At 67.6% G+C, this 18,060-nt stretch carries 17 protein-coding genes and 1 pseudogene; 7 read left to right on the top strand and 11 right to left on the bottom strand.

All coding sequences use genetic code 11. The features are described 5' to 3' along the window. The 6 genes and pseudogenes from EX20_RS02225 to EX20_RS02205 all read right to left on the bottom strand — a co-directional run. Nucleotides 1-323 (bottom strand): annotated as a pseudogene (locus EX20_RS02225) (acetyl-CoA C-acetyltransferase); the annotation flags it as partial. 298 nt (nt 324-621) lie between these two features. Next, nucleotides 622-1,203, bottom strand: a complete 582-nt coding sequence (gene phaP / locus EX20_RS02220) for a TIGR01841 family phasin (protein ID WP_034192568.1) — start codon at nt 1,201-1,203, stop codon at nt 622-624. A 152-nt stretch (nt 1,204-1,355) separates the two neighbouring features. Continuing rightward, nucleotides 1,356-1,553: a hypothetical protein gene (locus EX20_RS31680; protein WP_131929064.1), complete on the bottom strand. Its 198-nt coding sequence runs from the start codon at nt 1,551-1,553 to the stop codon at nt 1,356-1,358. Between the two features lie 100 nt (nt 1,554-1,653). After that, nucleotides 1,654-2,418, bottom strand: a complete 765-nt coding sequence (locus EX20_RS02215; RefSeq protein ID WP_011886041.1) for a ParA family protein — start codon at nt 2,416-2,418, stop codon at nt 1,654-1,656. A gap of 225 nt (nt 2,419-2,643) precedes the next feature. After that, nucleotides 2,644-3,195, bottom strand: a complete 552-nt coding sequence (locus tag EX20_RS02210; protein WP_011886042.1) for a single-stranded DNA-binding protein — start codon at nt 3,193-3,195, stop codon at nt 2,644-2,646. A 103-nt stretch (nt 3,196-3,298) separates the two neighbouring features. Continuing rightward, on the bottom strand, nt 3,299-4,486 hold the full coding sequence (locus EX20_RS02205) for an MFS transporter (protein ID WP_014723660.1): 1,188 nt from the start codon (nt 4,484-4,486) through the stop codon (nt 3,299-3,301). 262 nt (nt 4,487-4,748) lie between these two features. Here EX20_RS02205 and uvrA point away from each other — a divergent pair, with 262 nt between their 5' ends. Together uvrA and EX20_RS02195 are read left to right on the top strand one after the other, a co-directional pair. Further along, nucleotides 4,749-7,634, top strand: a complete 2,886-nt coding sequence (uvrA, locus tag EX20_RS02200) for an excinuclease ABC subunit UvrA (protein ID WP_011886044.1) — start codon at nt 4,749-4,751, stop codon at nt 7,632-7,634. 257 nt (nt 7,635-7,891) lie between these two features. Continuing rightward, nucleotides 7,892-8,974 (top strand): AI-2E family transporter, encoded by a 1,083-nt coding sequence (locus EX20_RS02195; RefSeq protein WP_014723662.1) that lies wholly within the window; start codon nt 7,892-7,894, stop codon nt 8,972-8,974. Nucleotides 8,975-9,075: 101 nt separating this feature from the next. On the opposite strand, the gene purU is transcribed toward EX20_RS02195, so the two are convergent. From purU to EX20_RS02170, 5 genes are all read right to left on the bottom strand, one after another. Continuing rightward, complete coding sequence (gene purU / locus EX20_RS02190; protein WP_011886046.1) at nt 9,076-9,960, bottom strand: formyltetrahydrofolate deformylase; 885 nt, start codon at nt 9,958-9,960, stop codon at nt 9,076-9,078. Nucleotides 9,961-10,063: 103 nt separating this feature from the next. Then, nucleotides 10,064-10,921 (bottom strand): NUDIX hydrolase, encoded by an 858-nt coding sequence (locus EX20_RS02185; RefSeq protein WP_011886047.1) that lies wholly within the window; start codon nt 10,919-10,921, stop codon nt 10,064-10,066. A gap of 5 nt (nt 10,922-10,926) precedes the next feature. Continuing rightward, nucleotides 10,927-11,541, bottom strand: coding sequence for a LysE family translocator (locus tag EX20_RS02180; RefSeq protein WP_011886048.1), 615 nt, complete (start codon nt 11,539-11,541; stop codon nt 10,927-10,929). A 34-nt stretch (nt 11,542-11,575) separates the two neighbouring features. Beyond that, a complete protein-coding gene (locus EX20_RS02175) occupies nt 11,576-12,142 on the bottom strand; it encodes an adenine phosphoribosyltransferase (RefSeq protein WP_011886049.1) in 567 nt (188 codons plus the stop codon). Nucleotides 12,143-12,252: 110 nt separating this feature from the next. Next, nucleotides 12,253-14,259, bottom strand: coding sequence for a monovalent cation:proton antiporter family protein (locus tag EX20_RS02170; protein WP_011886050.1), 2,007 nt, complete (start codon nt 14,257-14,259; stop codon nt 12,253-12,255). A gap of 125 nt (nt 14,260-14,384) precedes the next feature. Between EX20_RS02170 and kdsD the strand changes: the two genes are divergently transcribed. From kdsD to lptB, 5 genes are read left to right on the top strand one after another with little or no spacing between them, the layout of a single operon-like run. Next, entirely contained in the window at nt 14,385-15,368 is a 984-nt protein-coding gene (gene kdsD, locus EX20_RS02165; protein ID WP_014723665.1) for an arabinose 5-phosphate isomerase KdsD, read from the top strand. Then, nucleotides 15,368-15,904 (top strand): KdsC family phosphatase, encoded by a 537-nt coding sequence (locus tag EX20_RS02160; protein WP_011886052.1) that lies wholly within the window; start codon nt 15,368-15,370, stop codon nt 15,902-15,904. Before kdsD ends, EX20_RS02160 begins: the two co-directional genes overlap by 1 nt. A gap of 3 nt (nt 15,905-15,907) precedes the next feature. Next, a complete protein-coding gene (lptC, locus tag EX20_RS02155) occupies nt 15,908-16,522 on the top strand; it encodes an LPS export ABC transporter periplasmic protein LptC (protein WP_011886053.1) in 615 nt (204 codons plus the stop codon). A gap of 20 nt (nt 16,523-16,542) precedes the next feature. Continuing rightward, a complete protein-coding gene (gene lptA, locus EX20_RS02150) occupies nt 16,543-17,208 on the top strand; it encodes a lipopolysaccharide transport periplasmic protein LptA (RefSeq protein WP_011886054.1) in 666 nt (221 codons plus the stop codon). Then, on the top strand, nt 17,205-17,981 hold the full coding sequence (gene lptB / locus EX20_RS02145) for an LPS export ABC transporter ATP-binding protein (RefSeq protein ID WP_011886055.1): 777 nt from the start codon (nt 17,205-17,207) through the stop codon (nt 17,979-17,981). Before lptA ends, lptB begins: the two co-directional genes overlap by 4 nt. The last annotated feature ends 79 nt before the right edge of the window (nt 17,982-18,060 follow it).

The raw sequence follows: 18,060 nt of genomic DNA, 5'->3' as shown, positions 1-18,060 counted from the left end.
TCCGCGTCGCCCGCCGCGATCGCGTTCGCCGCCAGCATCACCGCCTTCAGGCCCGAGCCGCACACCTTGTTGATCGTCATGCCCGGCACCGCCGTCGGCAGCCCGGCCTTGATCAGCGACTGACGCGCCGGGTTCTGCCCCGAGCCCGCCGCCAGCACCTGGCCCATGATCACTTCGCTCACTTGATCGGGCTGCACGCCTGCGCGCTCCAGCACCGCGCGAATCACCGTCGCGCCCAACTCCGGTGCCGCAACCTTCGCGAGCGAACCACCGAATTTGCCGACCGCGGTCCGCGCGGCCGATACGATCACTACGTCCGTCATGTTCTGTTCCTGCGTTGAAATCAATGGGTCGATAGGGGATGCGCGGCGGTGGGCGGGAGGCGCGCAGACTGCCGCGCCTCGGCGCCGCGCGGCCGCGCGTGCGGACGCGCAGCGCGACCGTCAGAGCGGATGCGTCGCACACCGCGAAAGCGATACGCGGCACTTCCGCGCGCTCGGCCCGTTCCCGGACATCGCGCCATAAGCCGGCCATGCGCCGGCCGCCGCGCAGCACACGCGACGGCCGGCACGAGGCTCCCGTGGCGATCAAGCGATCGTGTTCGTGTCGCGCGACCCGCGATCACGCGGCCGATTCGCGCGACGCGGCGTCCTTGCGGGCGGCTGCGGCCGTCTGCTTCGCGCCGCGCGCGGCCGTGTCGCTGACCGCGTCGAAACCGCTTTGCGCGGCCTCGATCGCCTGCCCGGTTGCCGCGCGCATCGAGTCGGCCGCGGCCGTCGCCGCGGACAGCGCCGAATTCAGCGCGGCCACCACGGCGCCCGAACCGGCCGGTGCGTGCTTGGTCAGCTCGCCGACCACGTCCTTCACGCGCTTGTCGGTCTCCTCATACTGCGCCTGAGCGACTTTGGCCCACTCGGCCTGCGTCGACACCGCGATGTCGAACAGATGGCGACCGTACGCGACTGCCTTGCCGGCCGCTTCCTGCGGCGCGGCGACCTGCTGCGCGAAACCAGCCGCCGGGTTGCTCGCGTTGAACGCGTTCTTCAACTTGTCCTCGTACTCCGCGAGCGCCGTCCGGGCCGCTTGCAGATTGAGTTCGACGACGGCCTCGAAGCCGCTGATCGCCGGACGCGCGAGCGCAAACCAGGTTGCGATACCGGACTGATAATCGGCGGCGAATTTTTCGGGGGCAAATACGGACATCGGGCACGCTCCTGTTGGCAATGCGAGAGACGACGTAACGGAAAATGGAAGGCAGATCGACCGCCCGCTTCCTTACTGACAACCCGCAACTCCATTGAGCTCGAGAAGTTGAGGTGGCCATTCTAGAACGTTTAATTGTCAATTAAATGGCATTAATGATAGGTGAAAACCCTTATGCCTCGAAATGACCGGCGCTGCAAGGCGGCCTGCAGGCTTGCATGACGGCGTTGCACCGCAACGCCGACGATCGCTTTTACCTTTTTACGGTATGCCGCACCATGACGAGATGCAACATTTACCCCGTCATTATTCCCGATATTAAAAAAATGATCGCATTCGAATGCGATCATTTATCATGTAATCGTTTTTTCGATTTATTCTGAAACCGTTGCCGGGATTACTAATACGCATTTAAATGATCGGATGATTCCGATTATTGCCGGCGCAGATTCACCCGGCCAACTCGCGGTGCAGTGCGCGAAACTCCTGCGCGAGCTTGTGCGCCGGCTCGAGATGAATCACGGGCTTGGACTGCTGGTGCGACTCGCGAATCTTCACCGACGCCGACAGCCGCGACGCGAGCACCGGCAGCCCTTCGCCGACGAGTTCGTCGACCAGCTGCTGCGGCAGGCTTGCGCGCGGCTGGAACTGGTTGATGACGATGCCTTCGACCTCGAGCGCCGCGTTGTGGTCCTGCTGGATTTCCTTCACGTTCTCGAGCAGCGTGTACAGCGCGCGGCGCGAGAAGTCGTCGCAGTCGAACGGAATCAGGCAGCGCTCGACCGCGATCAGCGCCGAGCGCGAGTAGAAGTTCAGCGCGGGCGGCGTGTCGATGTAGACGGCGTCGTAGCCGTCCAGCTCGTTCAGCGCGTCGCGCAGCTTGTAGATCTTGTAGCGCGACTCGAGCTTGCCGTGCAGCGTGTCGAGGTCCGCGTGCGCGGGCATCACGTCGAGCCCGTCGAATGGCGTCGGATGAATGAACGAGGCGACGTCGATCGGCCGGAAGTTGAACGTCAGCGCCGTCTCGAAGAACTCGGCGGCGCCGGGCCGCGCATCGGCCGCGCGATCGCCGAGCAGATAGTGCGTGGAGTTCGCCTGCGCGTCGAGGTCGATCACGAGCGTGCGCAGCCCTTCGCTGGCGCTGATCGCCGCCAGGTTGCAGACGATCGTCGATTTGCCCACGCCGCCCTTCTGGTTGAATACGACCCGCCGCATTGCGTCTCCTTCGATCGAACGTCGAAGAGACGAGCTTAGCCGGTCAATCATGGCGGCCGCGTGACATCGATCAGATGCGCGCGATTGCGCACGATTGCGGGCGGCATCCGCGGCGTGTCGGGCGCGCGGCACGTATACGGCAAAGGGCCCGGCGGTCCGCGCCGAGCGATTCGCTCGACTCGGGCCGCCGGGCCCCCTTCGGGTACGCGATGCCGTCGGTCCGCTTTAGAACGGAATATCGTCGTCCATCTCGTCGAAGCCGCCGCCTGCCGGCGCGCTCGGACGGCTCTGGCCGCCACCTGCACCGCCCGCACCGCCGCGCGATGCGCCGCCGGCACGGCTGCCGCGTTCCGCCTGCTCGCCGCCGCGGCTGCCGCCGCCACCACCGTAGCCGCCGCCGTAACCGCCTTCGTCACCGCCGCCACCGCCGCCGCCCGCACCGCCGCGGCCGCCGAGCATCTGCATCTGGTCGGCGACGATTTCGGTCGAGTAGCGATCCTGGCCATCCTGGCCCTGCCACTTGCGCGTGCGGATACGACCCTCGATGTAGACCGACGAACCCTTCTTCAGGTATTCGCTGACGATCTCGGCGAGCCGGCCGAAGAACGCGACGCGGTGCCACTCGGTCATTTCCTTGAAGTCGCCGCTCGCCTTGTCCTTGTAGCGATCGGTCGTCGCGAGACGGATGTTCGCAACCGCGTCGCCGCTCGGCAGGTAACGGACTTCAGGATCGGCGCCGAGATTGCCGACGAGGATGACCTTGTTGACGGATGCCATGTGTTTCTCCAATAAATTCGATGCCGGACCGCTCGCGAAGGTGCTCCGAGCGGCCCGCCGAGCAAGCCGCCGAGCGCCGTCCGTGCGTGCCCGAAAAGAGGGTTCAGGCCTTGCGCGGCGGGGCTTTCATGCTGGCCGCGATTATAAGCCACGCCGCCACGAGCCCCGAACACGCATAGAAGACGGTGTTCGCGCCGCCGTGCTTCAGCAGCCAGCCGCCCGCGATGCCGCCGAGCGCGAGCCCGATCGATTGCGTGGTGTTGTAGACGCCCGTGGCCGCGCCCTTGCGCGAACCGGGCGCGAGCTTCGACACGAGCGACGGCTGCGACGCTTCGAGGATGTTGAAACCCAGGAAGTACACGAAGAGGATCGCGGCCACGATCAGAATGGTATGCGGTGCGCTGCCGAGCAACAATTGGCCGATCAGGATAGCGAGGATGCCGCCGAGCAGCACCGGCTTCATCTTGCCGCGCTTCTCCGCGACGATGATCGCCGGGACCATCATCACGAAGGCGAGCCCCATCACCGGCAGGTACACCTTCCAGTGCGACGCGACCGGCAGCCCGCCGTCCACCAGGAGGCGCGGCACGACCAGGAACAGCGCGGTCTGCGTCGCGTGCAGCACCAGCACGCCGAAGTTCAGCCGCAGCAGTTCGCCGTTGTGCAGCACCTCGCCGAACGGCGCCGGCACGTGCACGGGCCGCGCCGCGTCGGGCACGATCCACAGCACGACGCCGATCGCGACGATCGACAGCACGCCGACGATCGTGAAGAGCCCGCTCATGCCGACCCAGTGGAACACGATCGGCGCGCCGACGATCGCGACGGCGAACGACACGCCGATCGAGCCGCCGACCATCGCCATCGCCTTCGTGCGGTTCTGCTCGGAGGTCAGGTCGGCGATGAACGCCAGCACCGCGGACGACACCGCGCCCATCCCCTGGATCACCCGGCCGACGATGATCCACGTGATGTCGTGCGCGAACGCGGCGACGAAGCTGCCGAGCGCGAAGATCAGCAGGCCGGTCGCGATCACGGGCTTGCGGCCGAACTTGTCCGACGCCCATCCGTAGAAGATGTACAGCAGCGACTGCGTGACGCCGTAGGCGCCGAGCGCGAGCCCGACGAGCAGCACGTTGTCGCCGCCCGGGATGGTTTTCGCATAGACCGAGAACACCGGCATGATCATGAACAGGCCGAGCATGCGCAGCGCGAAGATCGCCGCGAGCGACGCGGTCGCGCGCAGTTCGGGCGCAGTCATGCGGGAAGACGTGGCGGACGGATTGGACATCGGGAATGAATTTCGAATGATCGGAATGTCCGCCCGGCGGCGGGCGGCGAAAGATCAGGGCCAGCGCCCCGGCCAAGCCGGGCAGGCGCTTTCGGGAAGCTTTCCGGCGCACCTTGCAGGACGCCGCGCAGCCGTGCGGCAAGGCCGCTTTCACCCGCGCGGGCAGCGCGTCGACCGGCTGCTGCAAAGGCTGGGACCCCCAACGACGGCCTCGAAAAGCCGTTATAGTAGCAGGTTTGGTTCCCTCCATTTGGCCAGGTTCATGGAACAGATCCGTATCCGTGGGGCACGCACCCACAACCTGAAAAACGTCAATCTCGACCTGCCGCGCCACAAGCTGGTCGTGATTACCGGGTTGTCGGGGTCGGGCAAGTCGTCGCTCGCGTTCGACACCCTTTATGCCGAGGGCCAGCGCCGCTACGTCGAAAGCCTGTCCGCGTATGCCCGCCAGTTCCTGCAGCTGATGGAGAAACCCGACGTCGACCTGATCGAAGGCCTGTCGCCCGCGATCTCGATCGAACAGAAGGCGACGTCCCACAACCCGCGTTCGACCGTCGGCACGGTCACCGAAATCCACGACTACCTGCGACTTTTGTTCGCACGGGTCGGCACGCCGTACTGCCCCGACCACGACATCCCGCTGGAGGCCCAGAGCGTGTCGCAGATGGTCGACGCCGCGCTCGCGCTGCCCGAGGAAACCAAGCTGATGATCCTCGCGCCGGTCGTCGCGGACCGCAAGGGCGAGCACGCCGAGCTGTTCGAGGACATGCAGGCGCAGGGCTTCGTGCGCTTTCGCGTGCGCTCGGGCGGCGGCACGGCGAACGAAGGCGTCGCGAAGATCTACGAGGTCGACTCGCTGCCGAAGCTGAAAAAGAACGACAAGCACACGATCGACGTGGTCGTCGACCGCCTGAAGGTGCGCCCGGACATGAAGCAGCGCCTCGCCGAATCGTTCGAAACGGCGCTGCGCCTCGCCGACGGCCGCGCCATCGCGCTCGAGATGGACACCGAGCGCGAACACCTGTTCAGCTCGAAGTTCGCGTGCCCGATCTGCTCGTACTCGCTGCAGGAGCTCGAGCCGCGCCTGTTCTCGTTCAACAACCCGATGGGCGCGTGCCCGGAATGCGACGGCCTCGGCCAGATCACGTTCTTCGATCCGAAGCGCGTCGTCGCGCACCCGTCGCTGTCGCTCGCCGCCGGCGCGGTGAAGGGCTGGGACCGCCGCAACCAGTTCTACTTCCAGATGCTGCAGAGCCTCGCGGCGTTCTACGAATTCGACATCGACGCCGCGTTCGAAGATCTCCCCGAGAAGATCCGCAAGGTGCTGCTGTACGGCTCGGGCAAGCAGACCATCCCGTTCTCGTACATCAACGAGCGCGGCCGCACGACGATCCGCGAGCACGTGTTCGAAGGGATCATCCCGAACCTCGAGCGGCGCTACCGCGAGACCGATTCGGCCGCGGTGCGCGAGGAGCTCGCGAAGTACCAGAACAACCAGCCGTGCCCGTCGTGCGACGGCACGCGGCTGCGCCGCGAGGCGCGCCACGTGCGGGTCGGCACCGGCGACTACGCGCGCGGCATCTACGAGATCAGCGGCTGGCCGCTGCGCGACGCGCTCGGCTATTTCGACGGCCTGACGCTCGAGGGCGCGAAGCGCGAGATCGCCGACAAGGTGATCAAGGAAATCGTCGCGCGCCTGACCTTCCTGAACAACGTCGGCCTCGACTACCTGTCGCTCGAGCGCAGCGCCGAAACGCTGTCCGGCGGCGAAGCGCAGCGCATCCGGCTCGCGTCGCAGATCGGCTCGGGCCTGACCGGCGTGATGTACGTGCTCGACGAGCCGTCGATCGGGCTGCATCAGCGCGACAACGACCGGCTGATCGCGACGCTCAAGCACCTGCGCGACCTCGGCAACTCGGTGATCGTCGTCGAGCACGACGAGGACATGATCCGCACCGCCGATTACGTCGTCGACATGGGGCCGGGCGCCGGCGAGCACGGCGGCGTGATCGTGGCCGAAGGCACGCCGAAGCAGGTGCAGGCGAACCCGCAGTCGCTGACCGGCCAGTATCTGGTCGGCAAGCGCACGATCGAGTATCCGGACGAGCGGATCGCGCCCGATCCCGAGCGGATGCTGCGCATCGCCGACGCGCACGGCAACAACCTGAAGCACGTCGATCTCGAGCTGCCGATCGGGCTGCTGACCTGCATCACCGGCGTGTCCGGTTCCGGCAAGTCGACGCTGATCAACGACACGCTGTATCACGCGGTCGCGCGCCATCTGTACGGCTCGTCGGCCGAGCCGGCGCCGTACGAGGCGATCGAGGGCCTCGAGCATTTCGACAAGGTGATCAACGTCGACCAGTCGCCGATCGGCCGCACGCCGCGCTCGAACCCGGCCACCTACACGGGCCTGTTCACGCCGATCCGCGAGCTGTTCTCGGGCGTGCCGACCGCCAAGGAGCGCGGCTACGATCCCGGCCGCTTCTCGTTCAACGTGAAGGGCGGCCGCTGCGAGTCGTGCCAGGGCGACGGCGTGCTGAAGGTCGAGATGCACTTCCTGCCGGACGTCTACGTGCCGTGCGACGTGTGCCACGGCAAGCGCTACAACCGCGAGACGCTCGAGGTGCAGTACAAGGGCAAGAACATCAGCGAAGTGCTCGACATGACCGTCGAGCACGCGTACGAGTTCTTCAGCGCGGTGCCGGTGATCGCGCGCAAGCTGAAGACGCTGCTCGACGTCGGCCTCGGCTACATCCGCCTCGGCCAGTCGGCCACGACGCTGTCGGGCGGCGAGGCGCAGCGCGTGAAGCTGTCGCTGGAGCTGTCCAAGCGCGACACGGGCCGCACGCTGTACATCCTCGACGAGCCGACGACCGGCCTGCACTTCCACGACATCGCGCTGCTGCTCGAGGTGATCCACCGGCTGCGCGACCAGGGCAACACGGTCGTGATCATCGAGCACAACCTCGACGTGATCAAGACGGCCGACTGGGTGATCGACCTCGGTCCGGAAGGCGGCGCGGGCGGCGGCCAGATCATTGCCCAGGGCACGCCCGAGCAGGTCGCGAAGACCAAGGCCAGCTTCACCGGCAAGTATCTCGCGCCGCTGCTCAAGCGGCCGACCCGCAAAACGGCGGCCGGCTGACACGTTCCGTTCCCGCGCGCGGCCGCCCGGCCGCGCGCCCTCGGCGGCCCGCACGCCGGGCGCCCTGCGCGTTTTCCCTTCTGCGGTTTTCCCTTCTGCGTTTACACCACGAGCCAAACCGTCCCGTGGCGGACCATAATGGCAGCTATACTTTACGGTCGTAAGGTTCGCCCTCCGCACCAATCCGGTGCGGCGCGCGGCAACCGCGGTCCTGCCGCCCACCGCGCGGCACGCCACACGAACGACAGGAATCCATGATGGAGAAGCAACAAGAGTCGCGCGACGCGCAGAACCGCGAGCCGCACCTGCGCAGCGTGCGGCTGACGAGCGACTTCAGCCTGCCGAAGCTGTCGGCGATCGAGATCGGCAGCTACCTGTTCGCGCTGGTCGCGATGGTGGCCGTGATCGAGCTGAAGCTGCTCGGCGGGCTGCTGGCCGGCCTGCTGGTCTACCAGCTGATCCACACGATCGCGCCTGCGATCGAACGGCATACGACCAGCATGCGCGCGCGCTGGGTCGCCGTCGTGCTGCTGTCGATCGCGATCGTCGGCGGCCTCACCGGCCTGACGATCGGCATCATCCAGCACTTCGAGCACACGGTGCCGAACCTGCAGAGCCTGCTCGGCCAGCTGATGCAGATCGTCGAGCAGACGCGCGCGCGCACGCCGGCGTGGATCGCCAACCTGCTGCCGGTCGACGTCGAGCAGATGAAGGCGAAGGCCGCGCTGCTGATGCACTCGCACATGGACCAGCTCCAGCAAGGCGGCAAGAGCGTCGCGCGCGGCTTCGGCCACGTGCTGTTCGGGATGGTCATCGGCGCGATGATCGCGATCGGCGTCGAACATGGCAAGGTACGCCGGCCGCTGTCGACGGCGCTCGTCACGCGCGTGTCGCGCTTCGCCGAATCGTTCCGCCGGATCGTGTTCGCGCAGATCAAGATCTCGGCGATCAACGCGGCGTTCACCGGCATCTACCTGCTCGTCGCGCTGCCGATCTTCCAGCAGCGGCTGCCGCTGTCGAAGACGCTCGTGCTCGTCACGTTCATCGTCGGGCTGCTGCCGGTGATCGGCAACCTCGTCTCGAACACGCTGATCGTCGCCGTGTCGCTGTCGGTGAGCATGGGCACCGCGATCGCGTCGCTCGCGTTCCTGATCGTGATCCACAAGCTCGAATACTTCCTGAACGCGAAGATCATCGGCGGCCAGATCGAATCGCGCGCATGGGAGCTGCTGCTCGCGATGCTGATCATGGAGGCCGCGTTCGGGCTGCCGGGCGTGATCGCCGCGCCGATCTTCTACGCGTACGTGAAGCGCGAGCTGTACATGCTGCGGCTGATCTGACGCCGCGCGCCGCCGCCCGGCCTGCGAAAAAAACGCCGCGCTCGTGACCGAGCGCGGCGTTTTTGCTGGCGCGCCTGCAAGCGGCCGGCGCGATGCGTCGCTCAGCGGAACACGACGGTCTTGGTCCCGTTCAGCACGATCCGGTGCTCGACGTGCCACTTCACCGCGCGCGCGAGCGTCACGCACTCGACGTCGCGGCCGATCGCAGTCAGCTGGTCGGGCGTCATGCTGTGGTCGACGCGCTCGACTTCCTGCTCGATGATCGGGCCTTCGTCGAGGTCGGTCGTCACGTAGTGTGCGGTCGCGCCGATCAGCTTCACGCCGCGGTCGAACGCCTGGTAATACGGCTTGGCGCCCTTGAAGCTCGGCAGGAACGAATGATGGATGTTGATCGCGCGGCCGGCGAGCTGCTCGCACATGTTCGGCGACAGGATCTGCATGTAGCGCGCGAGCACGACGAGATCGGCGCGGTGCTCGTCGATCACCTCCAGCACGCGCGCTTCCTGCGCGGCCTTCGCCGCGTCCGACGATCCGCCGACGAGCGGAAAGTGATGGAACGGGATGTTGTAGCTGGCGGCGAGCTGGTAGAACTCCTTGTGGTTCGACACGATCGCCGGAATCTCGATCGGCAGCTGGCCGGTGCGATAGCGGAACAGCAGATCGTTCAGGCAATGGCCGATCTTCGACACCATGATCACGACGCGCGGCTTCACCGCCGCGTCGTGCAGCTCCCAGCGCATCTCGAACTGCTCGGCGAGCGGCGCGAATTCGCGGCGCAGCGTGTCGAGCGCGGCCGTGGCATCCACGCCGTCGGCATCCTGCTCGAAGTGCACGCGCATGAAGAACTCGCCGCTGCGGCTGTCGCCGAACTGCGCGGAATCGAGGATGTTGTTGCTGCGCTCGAACAGGAAGCCCGAGACCGCGTGGACGATGCCGTGCCGGTCGGGGCACGACAGTTTCAAGATAAAGCTGTGATCGGTCGACATGACCGCTACTCCCTTCGTTTCGGTATTCGTCAATTGGGCCGTGGGTTCGGCTGCGACGCCGGCCGCGCCCGCCACGGCATCGCGCGGGTCACGCGGCTGAGGCTCAGGCGGGCGGCGCGAACAGCGCATCCATGCCGTCGGCGTCGGCCGCTGCCAGCCAGCGGTGGCGCAGCAGCGTGTCGAGCATCGCGAGGCTCGCATCCATCGTCGCGCGGCCTTCGCGCAGCCAGCCGAGCACTTCCGGAACGCCGGCCAGCAGATGCTCGGCCACCTCGCCGTCCTGGTTGTGCGGCGCGAAGTCGCGCGGCAGCGGCAGGTCGTACACGAAGATCAGTTCGGATTGCGTGCCTTCGGGCAGCGAGCACAACACCTGCACCGCACGGCCCGCGACCGCGCGCGCCGCCAGTTCGGCCGGCATGCCGGCCTCTTCCCAGCACTCTTTCGCGAGCGTCTCGCGCACGCCCAGCCCCCAGCCGATGCCGCCCGCGACGACGTTGTCGAGCATGCCCGGGTCGGTGGCCTTGGTGGCGCTGCGGCGGCCGAGCCACATCTGCGGCACGGCCGGCGCGCCCGGCGCGGCCGCATATTCTACGATGCCGTTCAGGTGCACCGCATAAGTCTGCGTGCCGAAGAAGCGCGCGGCGGCGCGCTCGATATAGGCGAGCGGCGGATCGTCGAAGCGGTTGCGGATCGCATAGATCTCGTCGCGCCAGCCGGGGATCGCGCCTTCCGCGGCCAGTGCGCCGATCGCGCTCGCGAGCGCCATGCTGCGTGCGTCGACCGTGTCGTAGCGCGCCGACAGCACGACGCGCGCGTCGCTCAGCTCGAACACGTCGGGCCAGCGGGCCAGCTTCGCGACGTCTGCGCGCCGCACCCAGCCGACCTGACGGCCGGCGATCTCGAAGCGCAGGTGCGCGGCCGGATCGAAGCGGCGCGCGGCCGCAATGCAGGGGAACGTCATCGGCGTCAGTCCTTCAGCGCCACGCGGATGCCGATCGCGATGAAGGTCGCGCCGGCGATCCGGTCGAGCCACACGCCGGCCTTCGGGCGGCGCTTCAGCCACGCGCCGATCGCGCCCGCGCCGACGCCGAACAGCGAGAAGATCGCGGCCGTCTGCAGCATGAACAGCGCGCCGAGCTCGAACATCTGCAGCGTCACCGGCTGCGCGCCGTGCGGATCGACGAACTGCGGCAGGAACACGACGAAGAACAGCGTGACTTTCGGGTTCATCAGGTTGCCGATCACGCTCTGCCGGAAGATCGCGCCGAGCGGCTGCGGCGGGCGCGCATGCGCGTTCGCGAGCCCCTGGCTGCGCAGCGCCTTGATGCCGATCCACACGAGATACGCGGCGCCCGCGAGCTTCAGGATCTGGAACGCGACCGGCGACGAGCGCAGCACGGCCGCGACGCCGAGCGCCGCGAGCGTCGTATGGAACAGGATCCCGGCCGTGAAGCCGAGCGCGGCGACGAAGCCGGCCGCGCGGCCCTGCGAGATGCCGCGCGCGAGCACCTGCAGGTTGTCGGGGCCGGGCGCGAAGGTGATCGCGATCGACGTGGCGAGAAACAGCATGAAGTTGGGCATCGTGACCTCGCGGCGTGAGCCGGCGCTCGATGGTTCAGTGGCCGGCGAATTCGGTGACGGTGTAGATCGGCAGCCCTGCGTTGCGCAGCAGCGTCGAGCCGCCGAGGTCCGGCAGGTCGATGATCGCCGCGCCTTCGACGACGACCGCGCCGAGCCGCTGCAGCAGGTTGCGTCCCGCCATCATCGTGCCGCCGGTCGCGATCAGGTCGTCCATGATGATCACGCGGTCGCCGGGGCGGCACGCGTCCTCGTGGATCTCGACCGTCGCGCTGCCGTATTCGAGGTCGTACGATTCCGAGCACGTCTTGTACGGCAGCTTGCCGACCTTGCGGATCGGCACGAAGCCGACGCTCAGCTCATAAGCGACGATCGGCGCGATGATGAAGCCGCGCGCGTCGAGGCCCGCGACGTAGTCGAGCTTCGCATCGACATAGCGCTCGACGAACAGGTCGACGAGGATGCGCAGCGCCTTCGGGCTCTGCAGCAGCGTCGTGATGTCGCGGAACATCACGCCCGGCTGCGGCCAGTCGGGCACCGTGCGGATCTGACTGTGGATGAAGGCGACCGGATCGAGCGGCGCGCCCGACGACGAATGCGGCATGAAACTCTCCGAAAAAAACGGTGCGCGACGATCGCGCACCGTTTCGAATTAATGCGGGTCAGGTTGTTGGGTCGCCCTTCGAGGCTTCGAGGCTTCGAGGCTTCGAGGCTTCAGGCTACCGCGGCCGGCGGCTCGCGCCGCAGCCGCGACAGCCGCTCCTCGGCAATCGCGAGCGCCTCGGGCAGCCCGCGCAGCACGACGATGTCGCTCGCGCGCAGCTTGGTCTGCGGATCGGGCTCGACGCCGCGAATGCCGTGCCGGCGAATCGCCGTGACTTCGATCCCGAGCACGTACAGCCCGAGCTCCTCCAGCGAGCGCCCGACCGCGTCGGCGCGCGCGTCGACCGGCACCGATTGTAGCCGCACCTGCTCGTGATCGTCGTCGTCGGCATCGTCCGCGCCGTGGAAATAGCCGCGCAGCAGGCTGTAGCGCTCGTCGCGCATCTCCTCGACGCGCCGCACGACCTTGCGCATCGGCACGCCCACCAGCACCAGCGTGTGCGACGCGAGCATCAGGCTGCCCTCGACGATCTCCGGAATCACCTCGGTCGCGCCGGCCGCGAGCAGCTTCTCGAGATCGGCGTCGTCGACGGTGCGCACGATCGCCGGCAGCGTCGGCGCCAGCTCGTGCACGTGGTGCAGCACGCGCAGCGCCGACGGCGTGTTCGCATACGTGATCGCGACGGCCGCCGCGCGATGGATGCCGGCCGCGAGCAGCGACTCGCGGCGCGCCGCGTCGCCGAACACGACCGATTCGCCGGCCGTCGCCGCGGCGCTCACGCGATCGGGATCGAGGTCGAGCGCGACGTACGGAATGCCTTCCTGCTCGAGCATGCGCGCGAGGTTCTGCCCCGCGCGGCCGTAGCCGCAGATGATCACGTGGCCGCGCTGCTTGAGGCTTTGCGTCGCGATCCGCGTCATCTGCAGCGACTGCTGCATCCATTCGGTCGACGACAGCCGCATCACGATCCGGTCGGCGTTCTGGATCAGGAACGGCGCGGCGAGCATCGACAGCAGCATCGACGCGAGGATCGCCTGCAGCAGCGTCGCATCGACCAGGTGCCGGTCGAGGATCAGGTTCAGCAGCACGAAGCCGAACTCGCCGGCTTGCGCAAGGCCGATGCCGGTGCGCATCGCGACGCCCGGCGTCGCGCCGAACAGCCGCGCGAGCCCCGCGATCGTCGTCGCCTTGAACAGGATCTGCCCGACGAAGAAGCCGAGCACGAGCAACGGGTGCTCCCAGATCACGCGCGGATCGAGCAGCATCCCGGTCGTCACGAAGAACAGCCCGAGCAGCACGTCGCGAAACGGCTTGATGTCTTCTTCGACCTGATGGCGGAACGGCGTCTCGGCGATCAGCATCCCGGCGATGAACGCGCCGAGCGCGAGCGACAGACCGAAGCGGTCGGTGATGAACGCGGCGCCCAGCGTGACGAGCAGCAGGTTCAGCACGAACAGCTCCTGCGAGCGGCGCCGCGCGACGACGTTCAGCCAGCGCGTCATGAAGCGCTGCCCGACGATCAGCAGCAGGGCGAGCGCGATCACGATCTTGACCGCCGCGAAGCCGAGCGTGATCGCGAGATCTTTCGACGACTCGGCGCCGAACGCCGCGATGACGATCAGCAGCGGCACCACCGCGAGATCCTGGAACAGCAGCACGCCGAAGATGTTGCGCCCGTGCGCGGTCTCGATCTCGAGCCGCTCGGCGAGCATCTTCGAGACGATCGCCGTCGACGACATCGCGAGCGCGCCGCCGAGCGCGACGCTGCCCTGCCACGCGATGTGCACCCAGCGCTCGAACAGCGCGCCGAGCACGACCGCCAGCACGAGCGTCGCGACCACCTGCAGCAGCCCGAGCCCGAACACGAGCCGCTGCATCGCCCGCAGCTTCGCGAGCGAGAACTCGAGGCCGATCGAAAACATCAGGAACACGACGCCGAATTCGGCAAGATGCTCGGCGCGCTCGAGGTCCGCGGCGACGCCGAACGCGTGCGGGCCGACCAGAATGCCGACGGTCAGATAGCCGAGCATCGGCGGCAGGTTCAGCGAGCGAAATACGACGACGCCCACCACCGAAGCCAGCAGCAGCAGCAGCGTCATTTCGAGCGGGGAAATCACAGGCGAAGCGTCCTCGTTCGTCGGGGCCACGGCAATGCGGGCGCGGGTGGTGGCGGTAGGCAAGCGGCATCGGACAAGTCCGAAGGCGCGGCGCGGCGAACAAACGCCTTTGCTATACTCCGCGCATGATAGCGAAAATCAATGATGATCGGGCGCTCGCGCTCGCCCGCGACGTGCTCGACATCGAGGCGGACGCCGTGCGCGCGCTGCGCGACCAGCTCGACGGCGACTTCGTCCAGGCCGTGGCACTGCTGCTCGGCTGCCGCGGGCGCGTGGTGGTCTCCGGCATCGGCAAATCAGGGCATATCGCCCGCAAGATCGCGGCCACGCTGGCCAGCACCGGTACGCCTGCATTCTTCGTCCATCCGGCGGAAGCGAGTCATGGCGACCTCGGGATGGTGACCGCCGACGACGTCTTCATCGGCATTTCGTATTCCGGCGAATCGGAAGAGCTCGTGGCGATCCTGCCGCTCGTCAAGCGGATCGGCGCGAAGCTGATCGCGATCACGGGCCGCGCCGAATCGAGCCTCGGCAAGCTCGCCGACGTGCACCTGAACGCCGCCGTGTCGAAGGAAGCCTGCCCGCTGAACCTCGCGCCCACCGCGAGCACGACGGCCGCGCTCGCGCTCGGCGACGCGCTCGCCGTCGCGGTGCTCGATGCGCGCGGCTTCGGCTCCGAGGACTTCGCGCGCTCGCATCCGGGCGGCGCGCTCGGCCGCCGTCTGCTCACGCACGTGCGCGACGTGATGCGCAGCGGTGCCGACGTGCCGCGCGTCGGGCTCGACGCGACGCTGTCGGACGCGCTGTTCCAGATCACCGAAAAGCGCCTGGGCATGACGGCCGTGGTCGATCCCGACGGCCGCGTCGCCGGCATCTTCACCGACGGCGACCTGCGCCGCGTGCTCGCGCGCGACGGCGACTTCCGCACGCTGCCGATCGTCGACGTGATGACGCGCGCGCCGCGCACGATCGGCCCGGACCAACTCGCGGTCGAAGCCGTGGAACTGATGGAGCGCCACCGGATCAACCAGATGCTGGTGGTCGATGCAAACGGCATGCTGATCGGCGCGCTGAACATGCACGACCTGTTTTCGAAGAAGGTGATCTGATGAGCGCAGCGCTGACTGCGGCCGAACGCGCGAGCCGCGTGAAGCTGATGATTTTCGACGTCGACGGCGTACTGACCGACGGCGGCCTGCTGTTTACCGCGGCCGGCGACGCGATGAAGTCGTTCAATTCGCTCGACGGCCATGGCGTGAAGCTGCTCGGCGAAGCCGGCATCGCGACCGCGATCATCACCGGACGCCGTTCGGAGATCGTCGCGGCGCGCGCGAAGGAAATGAAGATCGCGCACCTGTTCCAGGGCGTCGAGGACAAGCTCGCCGTGTTCGCCGATCTGGCCGGCTCGCTCGGCATCGGCGCCGACGCATGCGGCTACATGGGCGACGACTGGCCCGACCTGCCCGTGATGCTGCGCTGCGGCTTCGCGACCGCGCCGGCCAATGCGCACCCCGAGGTGATCGCGCGCGCACACTGGGTGGCCGAGGCCCGCGGCGGTCACGGCGCGGTGCGCGAAGTGTGCGACGCGATCCTGCGCGCGCAGCGCCGCTACGATGCGCTGCTCGCCGCCGCGTGCGGAGTCTGACCGATGAATCCGCAATTTCGCTGGACCCAGCTGCTGCCGCTCGTCGCGGTGGCCGCGCTCGCGGGCATCACGTGGTGGCTGCTGCAGGCGACGCTGCCGCCGCCCGGCGAAGGCGCCGCGCAACCGAAGCGCCATACGCCCGACTATTTCGCCGACAACTTCTCGGTCACCGAGCTCGACCAGACCGGCACGACCCAGTACCGGCTGACGGCCGCGAAGCTGGTCCACTACGAAGACACCGACGACAGCGACCTGACCGATCCGGCGATGCGCGCGTTCCAGCCCGGCAAGCCGGTCGTCACGACCACCGCGAAGCGCGGCACGGTCAACGGCGACGTGTCGATCGTCGACTTGTACGACGACGCGCGCATCCTGCGCGTGGCCGGCGGCGGCGATCCGCAGATGCAGGCCGATTCGCAGCATTTCCGGATCTTGGTCAACGACGATGTGATCCAGACCGAAAAGCCGGTTAAACTTCAGCGCGGCCTGTCGCTCGTCAACGCGACCGACGGCATGAAGTACAACAACGTCACCCGGGTCATCGAGCTTTACGGCAACGTGCGCGGCACGATCGCCGCCACGGACACGTCCGGCGGCTCGAAAGGTCAACCCAGGTGACGCATCCCTCACGTGACTGCATGAACGAACCGTTCCCTCGACAGAATTCCGGCGGCGCTGCGCGCGCCGTCCGCGCCGCGCTCGTCGCGACGCTCGTGGCGCTCCCGCTCGTCGGGCTGGCGCCGCTCGCCCATGCCGAGAAGGCCGACCAGAACAAGCCGATCAACGTCGAGGCCGACAACCTGACCTATGACGACCTGAAGCAGGTGACCGTCGCGACCGGCAACGTCGTGATCACGAAGGGCACGATCAAGATCACCGGCGACCGCGTCGAAGTGCGGCAGGACCCGGAAGGCTATCAGTACGCGACGTCGTTCGGCAGCGGCAAGAAGCACGCGACGTTCCGCCAGAAGCGCGAAGGCCTCGACGAATACATCGACGGCGACGCCGAGCGCATCGACTACGACGGCAAGCAGGACCTGACCACGCTGACGACGGCCGCCACCGTGCGCCGCCTGCAGGGCACGTCGACGATCGCGGACACCGTGCACGGCAGCGTGATCACGTACGACGGCCAGCGCGACTTCTACACCGCGAAGGGCGGCAAGGACGTCGCCGCGCCGGGCAACCCGAACGGCCGCGTGCGCGCGATGCTGTCGCCGAAGAACGGCGGCCCCGGTCCCCTGAACGGCGCGCCGGCGAAGCTGTCGCCGTCGACCACGATCCAGGGAGCGCCCGCCCAATGAACGCGCTTCCGAATCGCCAGCCGGCCGGCACCACGAGCTCGCTCGTGGTGCGCAACCTGAAGAAGCGCTACGGATCGCGCACCGTCGTCAAGGACGTGTCGCTCGACGTGAAGAGCGGCGAGGTGGTCGGCCTGCTCGGCCCGAACGGCGCGGGCAAGACGACGTCGTTCTACATGATCGTCGGCCTCGTGCCGCTCGATGCGGGCGAGATCTCGCTGAACGGCAGCTCGATCAGCCTGCTGCCGATCCACAAGCGCGCGTCGCTCGGCCTGTCGTATCTGCCGCAGGAAGCGTCGGTGTTCCGCAAGCTGACCGTCGAGGAAAACATCCGCGCGGTGCTCGAGCTGCAGCACGGCGAAGACGGCAAGCGCCTGTCGAAGGACGCCATCGCGGCGCGCACGGAGGCGCTGCTCGACGAGCTGCAGATTGGCCACCTGCGCGACAATCCCGCGCTGTCGCTGTCGGGCGGCGAACGCCGTCGCGTGGAGATCGCACGCGCGCTCGCGACCAACCCGAACTTCATCCTGCTCGACGAACCGTTCGCGGGCGTCGACCCGATCGCGGTGCTCGAGATCCAGAAGATCGTCAAGTTCCTGAAGCAACGCAACATCGGCGTGTTGATCACCGATCACAACGTGCGTGAAACGCTCGGCATCTGCGATCACGCCTACATCATCAGCGACGGTTCGGTGCTCGCCGCCGGCGCGCCGAGCGAAATCATCGAGAACGAGAGCGTGCGCCGCGTCTACCTCGGCGAACACTTCCGGATGTAACTTCCCCATGGCTGGCCGCCCCCGCCCGGCGATGCCGCGCGGGGCCGCGCCCGCGTGCCCGCTCAGCGGCCCTGCCGCG

The sequence above is a fragment of the Burkholderia sp. WP42 genome, assembly GCF_000745665.1.
In the GTDB taxonomy this organism is placed as follows: Bacteria; Pseudomonadota; Gammaproteobacteria; order Burkholderiales; family Burkholderiaceae; genus Burkholderia; species Burkholderia vietnamiensis.
This window is presented reverse-complemented; position numbering and strand designations above follow the sequence as displayed.

Excerpts from the sequence above, each read along its gene's own strand:
- phaP (WP_034192568.1), bottom strand. The coding sequence starts at position 1,203 with ATGTCCGTATTTGCCCCCGAAAAATTCGCCGCCGATTATCAGTCCGGT.
- EX20_RS31680 (WP_131929064.1), bottom strand. The coding sequence starts at position 1,553 with ATGATCGCATTCGAATGCGATCATTTTTTTAATATCGGGAATAATGAC.
- EX20_RS02215 (WP_011886041.1), bottom strand. The coding sequence starts at position 2,418 with ATGCGGCGGGTCGTATTCAACCAGAAGGGCGGCGTGGGCAAATCGACG.
- EX20_RS02210 (WP_011886042.1), bottom strand. The coding sequence starts at position 3,195 with ATGGCATCCGTCAACAAGGTCATCCTCGTCGGCAATCTCGGCGCCGAT.
- EX20_RS02205 (WP_014723660.1), bottom strand. The coding sequence starts at position 4,486 with ATGTCCAATCCGTCCGCCACGTCTTCCCGCATGACTGCGCCCGAACTG.
- uvrA (WP_011886044.1), top strand. The coding sequence starts at position 4,749 with ATGGAACAGATCCGTATCCGTGGGGCACGCACCCACAACCTGAAAAAC.
- EX20_RS02195 (WP_014723662.1), top strand. The coding sequence starts at position 7,892 with ATGGAGAAGCAACAAGAGTCGCGCGACGCGCAGAACCGCGAGCCGCAC.
- purU (WP_011886046.1), bottom strand. The coding sequence starts at position 9,960 with ATGTCGACCGATCACAGCTTTATCTTGAAACTGTCGTGCCCCGACCGG.
- EX20_RS02185 (WP_011886047.1), bottom strand. The coding sequence starts at position 10,921 with ATGACGTTCCCCTGCATTGCGGCCGCGCGCCGCTTCGATCCGGCCGCG.
- EX20_RS02180 (WP_011886048.1), bottom strand. The coding sequence starts at position 11,541 with ATGCCCAACTTCATGCTGTTTCTCGCCACGTCGATCGCGATCACCTTC.
- EX20_RS02175 (WP_011886049.1), bottom strand. The coding sequence starts at position 12,142 with ATGCCGCATTCGTCGTCGGGCGCGCCGCTCGATCCGGTCGCCTTCATC.
- kdsD (WP_014723665.1), top strand. The coding sequence starts at position 14,385 with ATGATAGCGAAAATCAATGATGATCGGGCGCTCGCGCTCGCCCGCGAC.
- EX20_RS02160 (WP_011886052.1), top strand. The coding sequence starts at position 15,368 with ATGAGCGCAGCGCTGACTGCGGCCGAACGCGCGAGCCGCGTGAAGCTG.
- lptC (WP_011886053.1), top strand. The coding sequence starts at position 15,908 with ATGAATCCGCAATTTCGCTGGACCCAGCTGCTGCCGCTCGTCGCGGTG.
- lptA (WP_011886054.1), top strand. The coding sequence starts at position 16,543 with ATGAACGAACCGTTCCCTCGACAGAATTCCGGCGGCGCTGCGCGCGCC.
- lptB (WP_011886055.1), top strand. The coding sequence starts at position 17,205 with ATGAACGCGCTTCCGAATCGCCAGCCGGCCGGCACCACGAGCTCGCTC.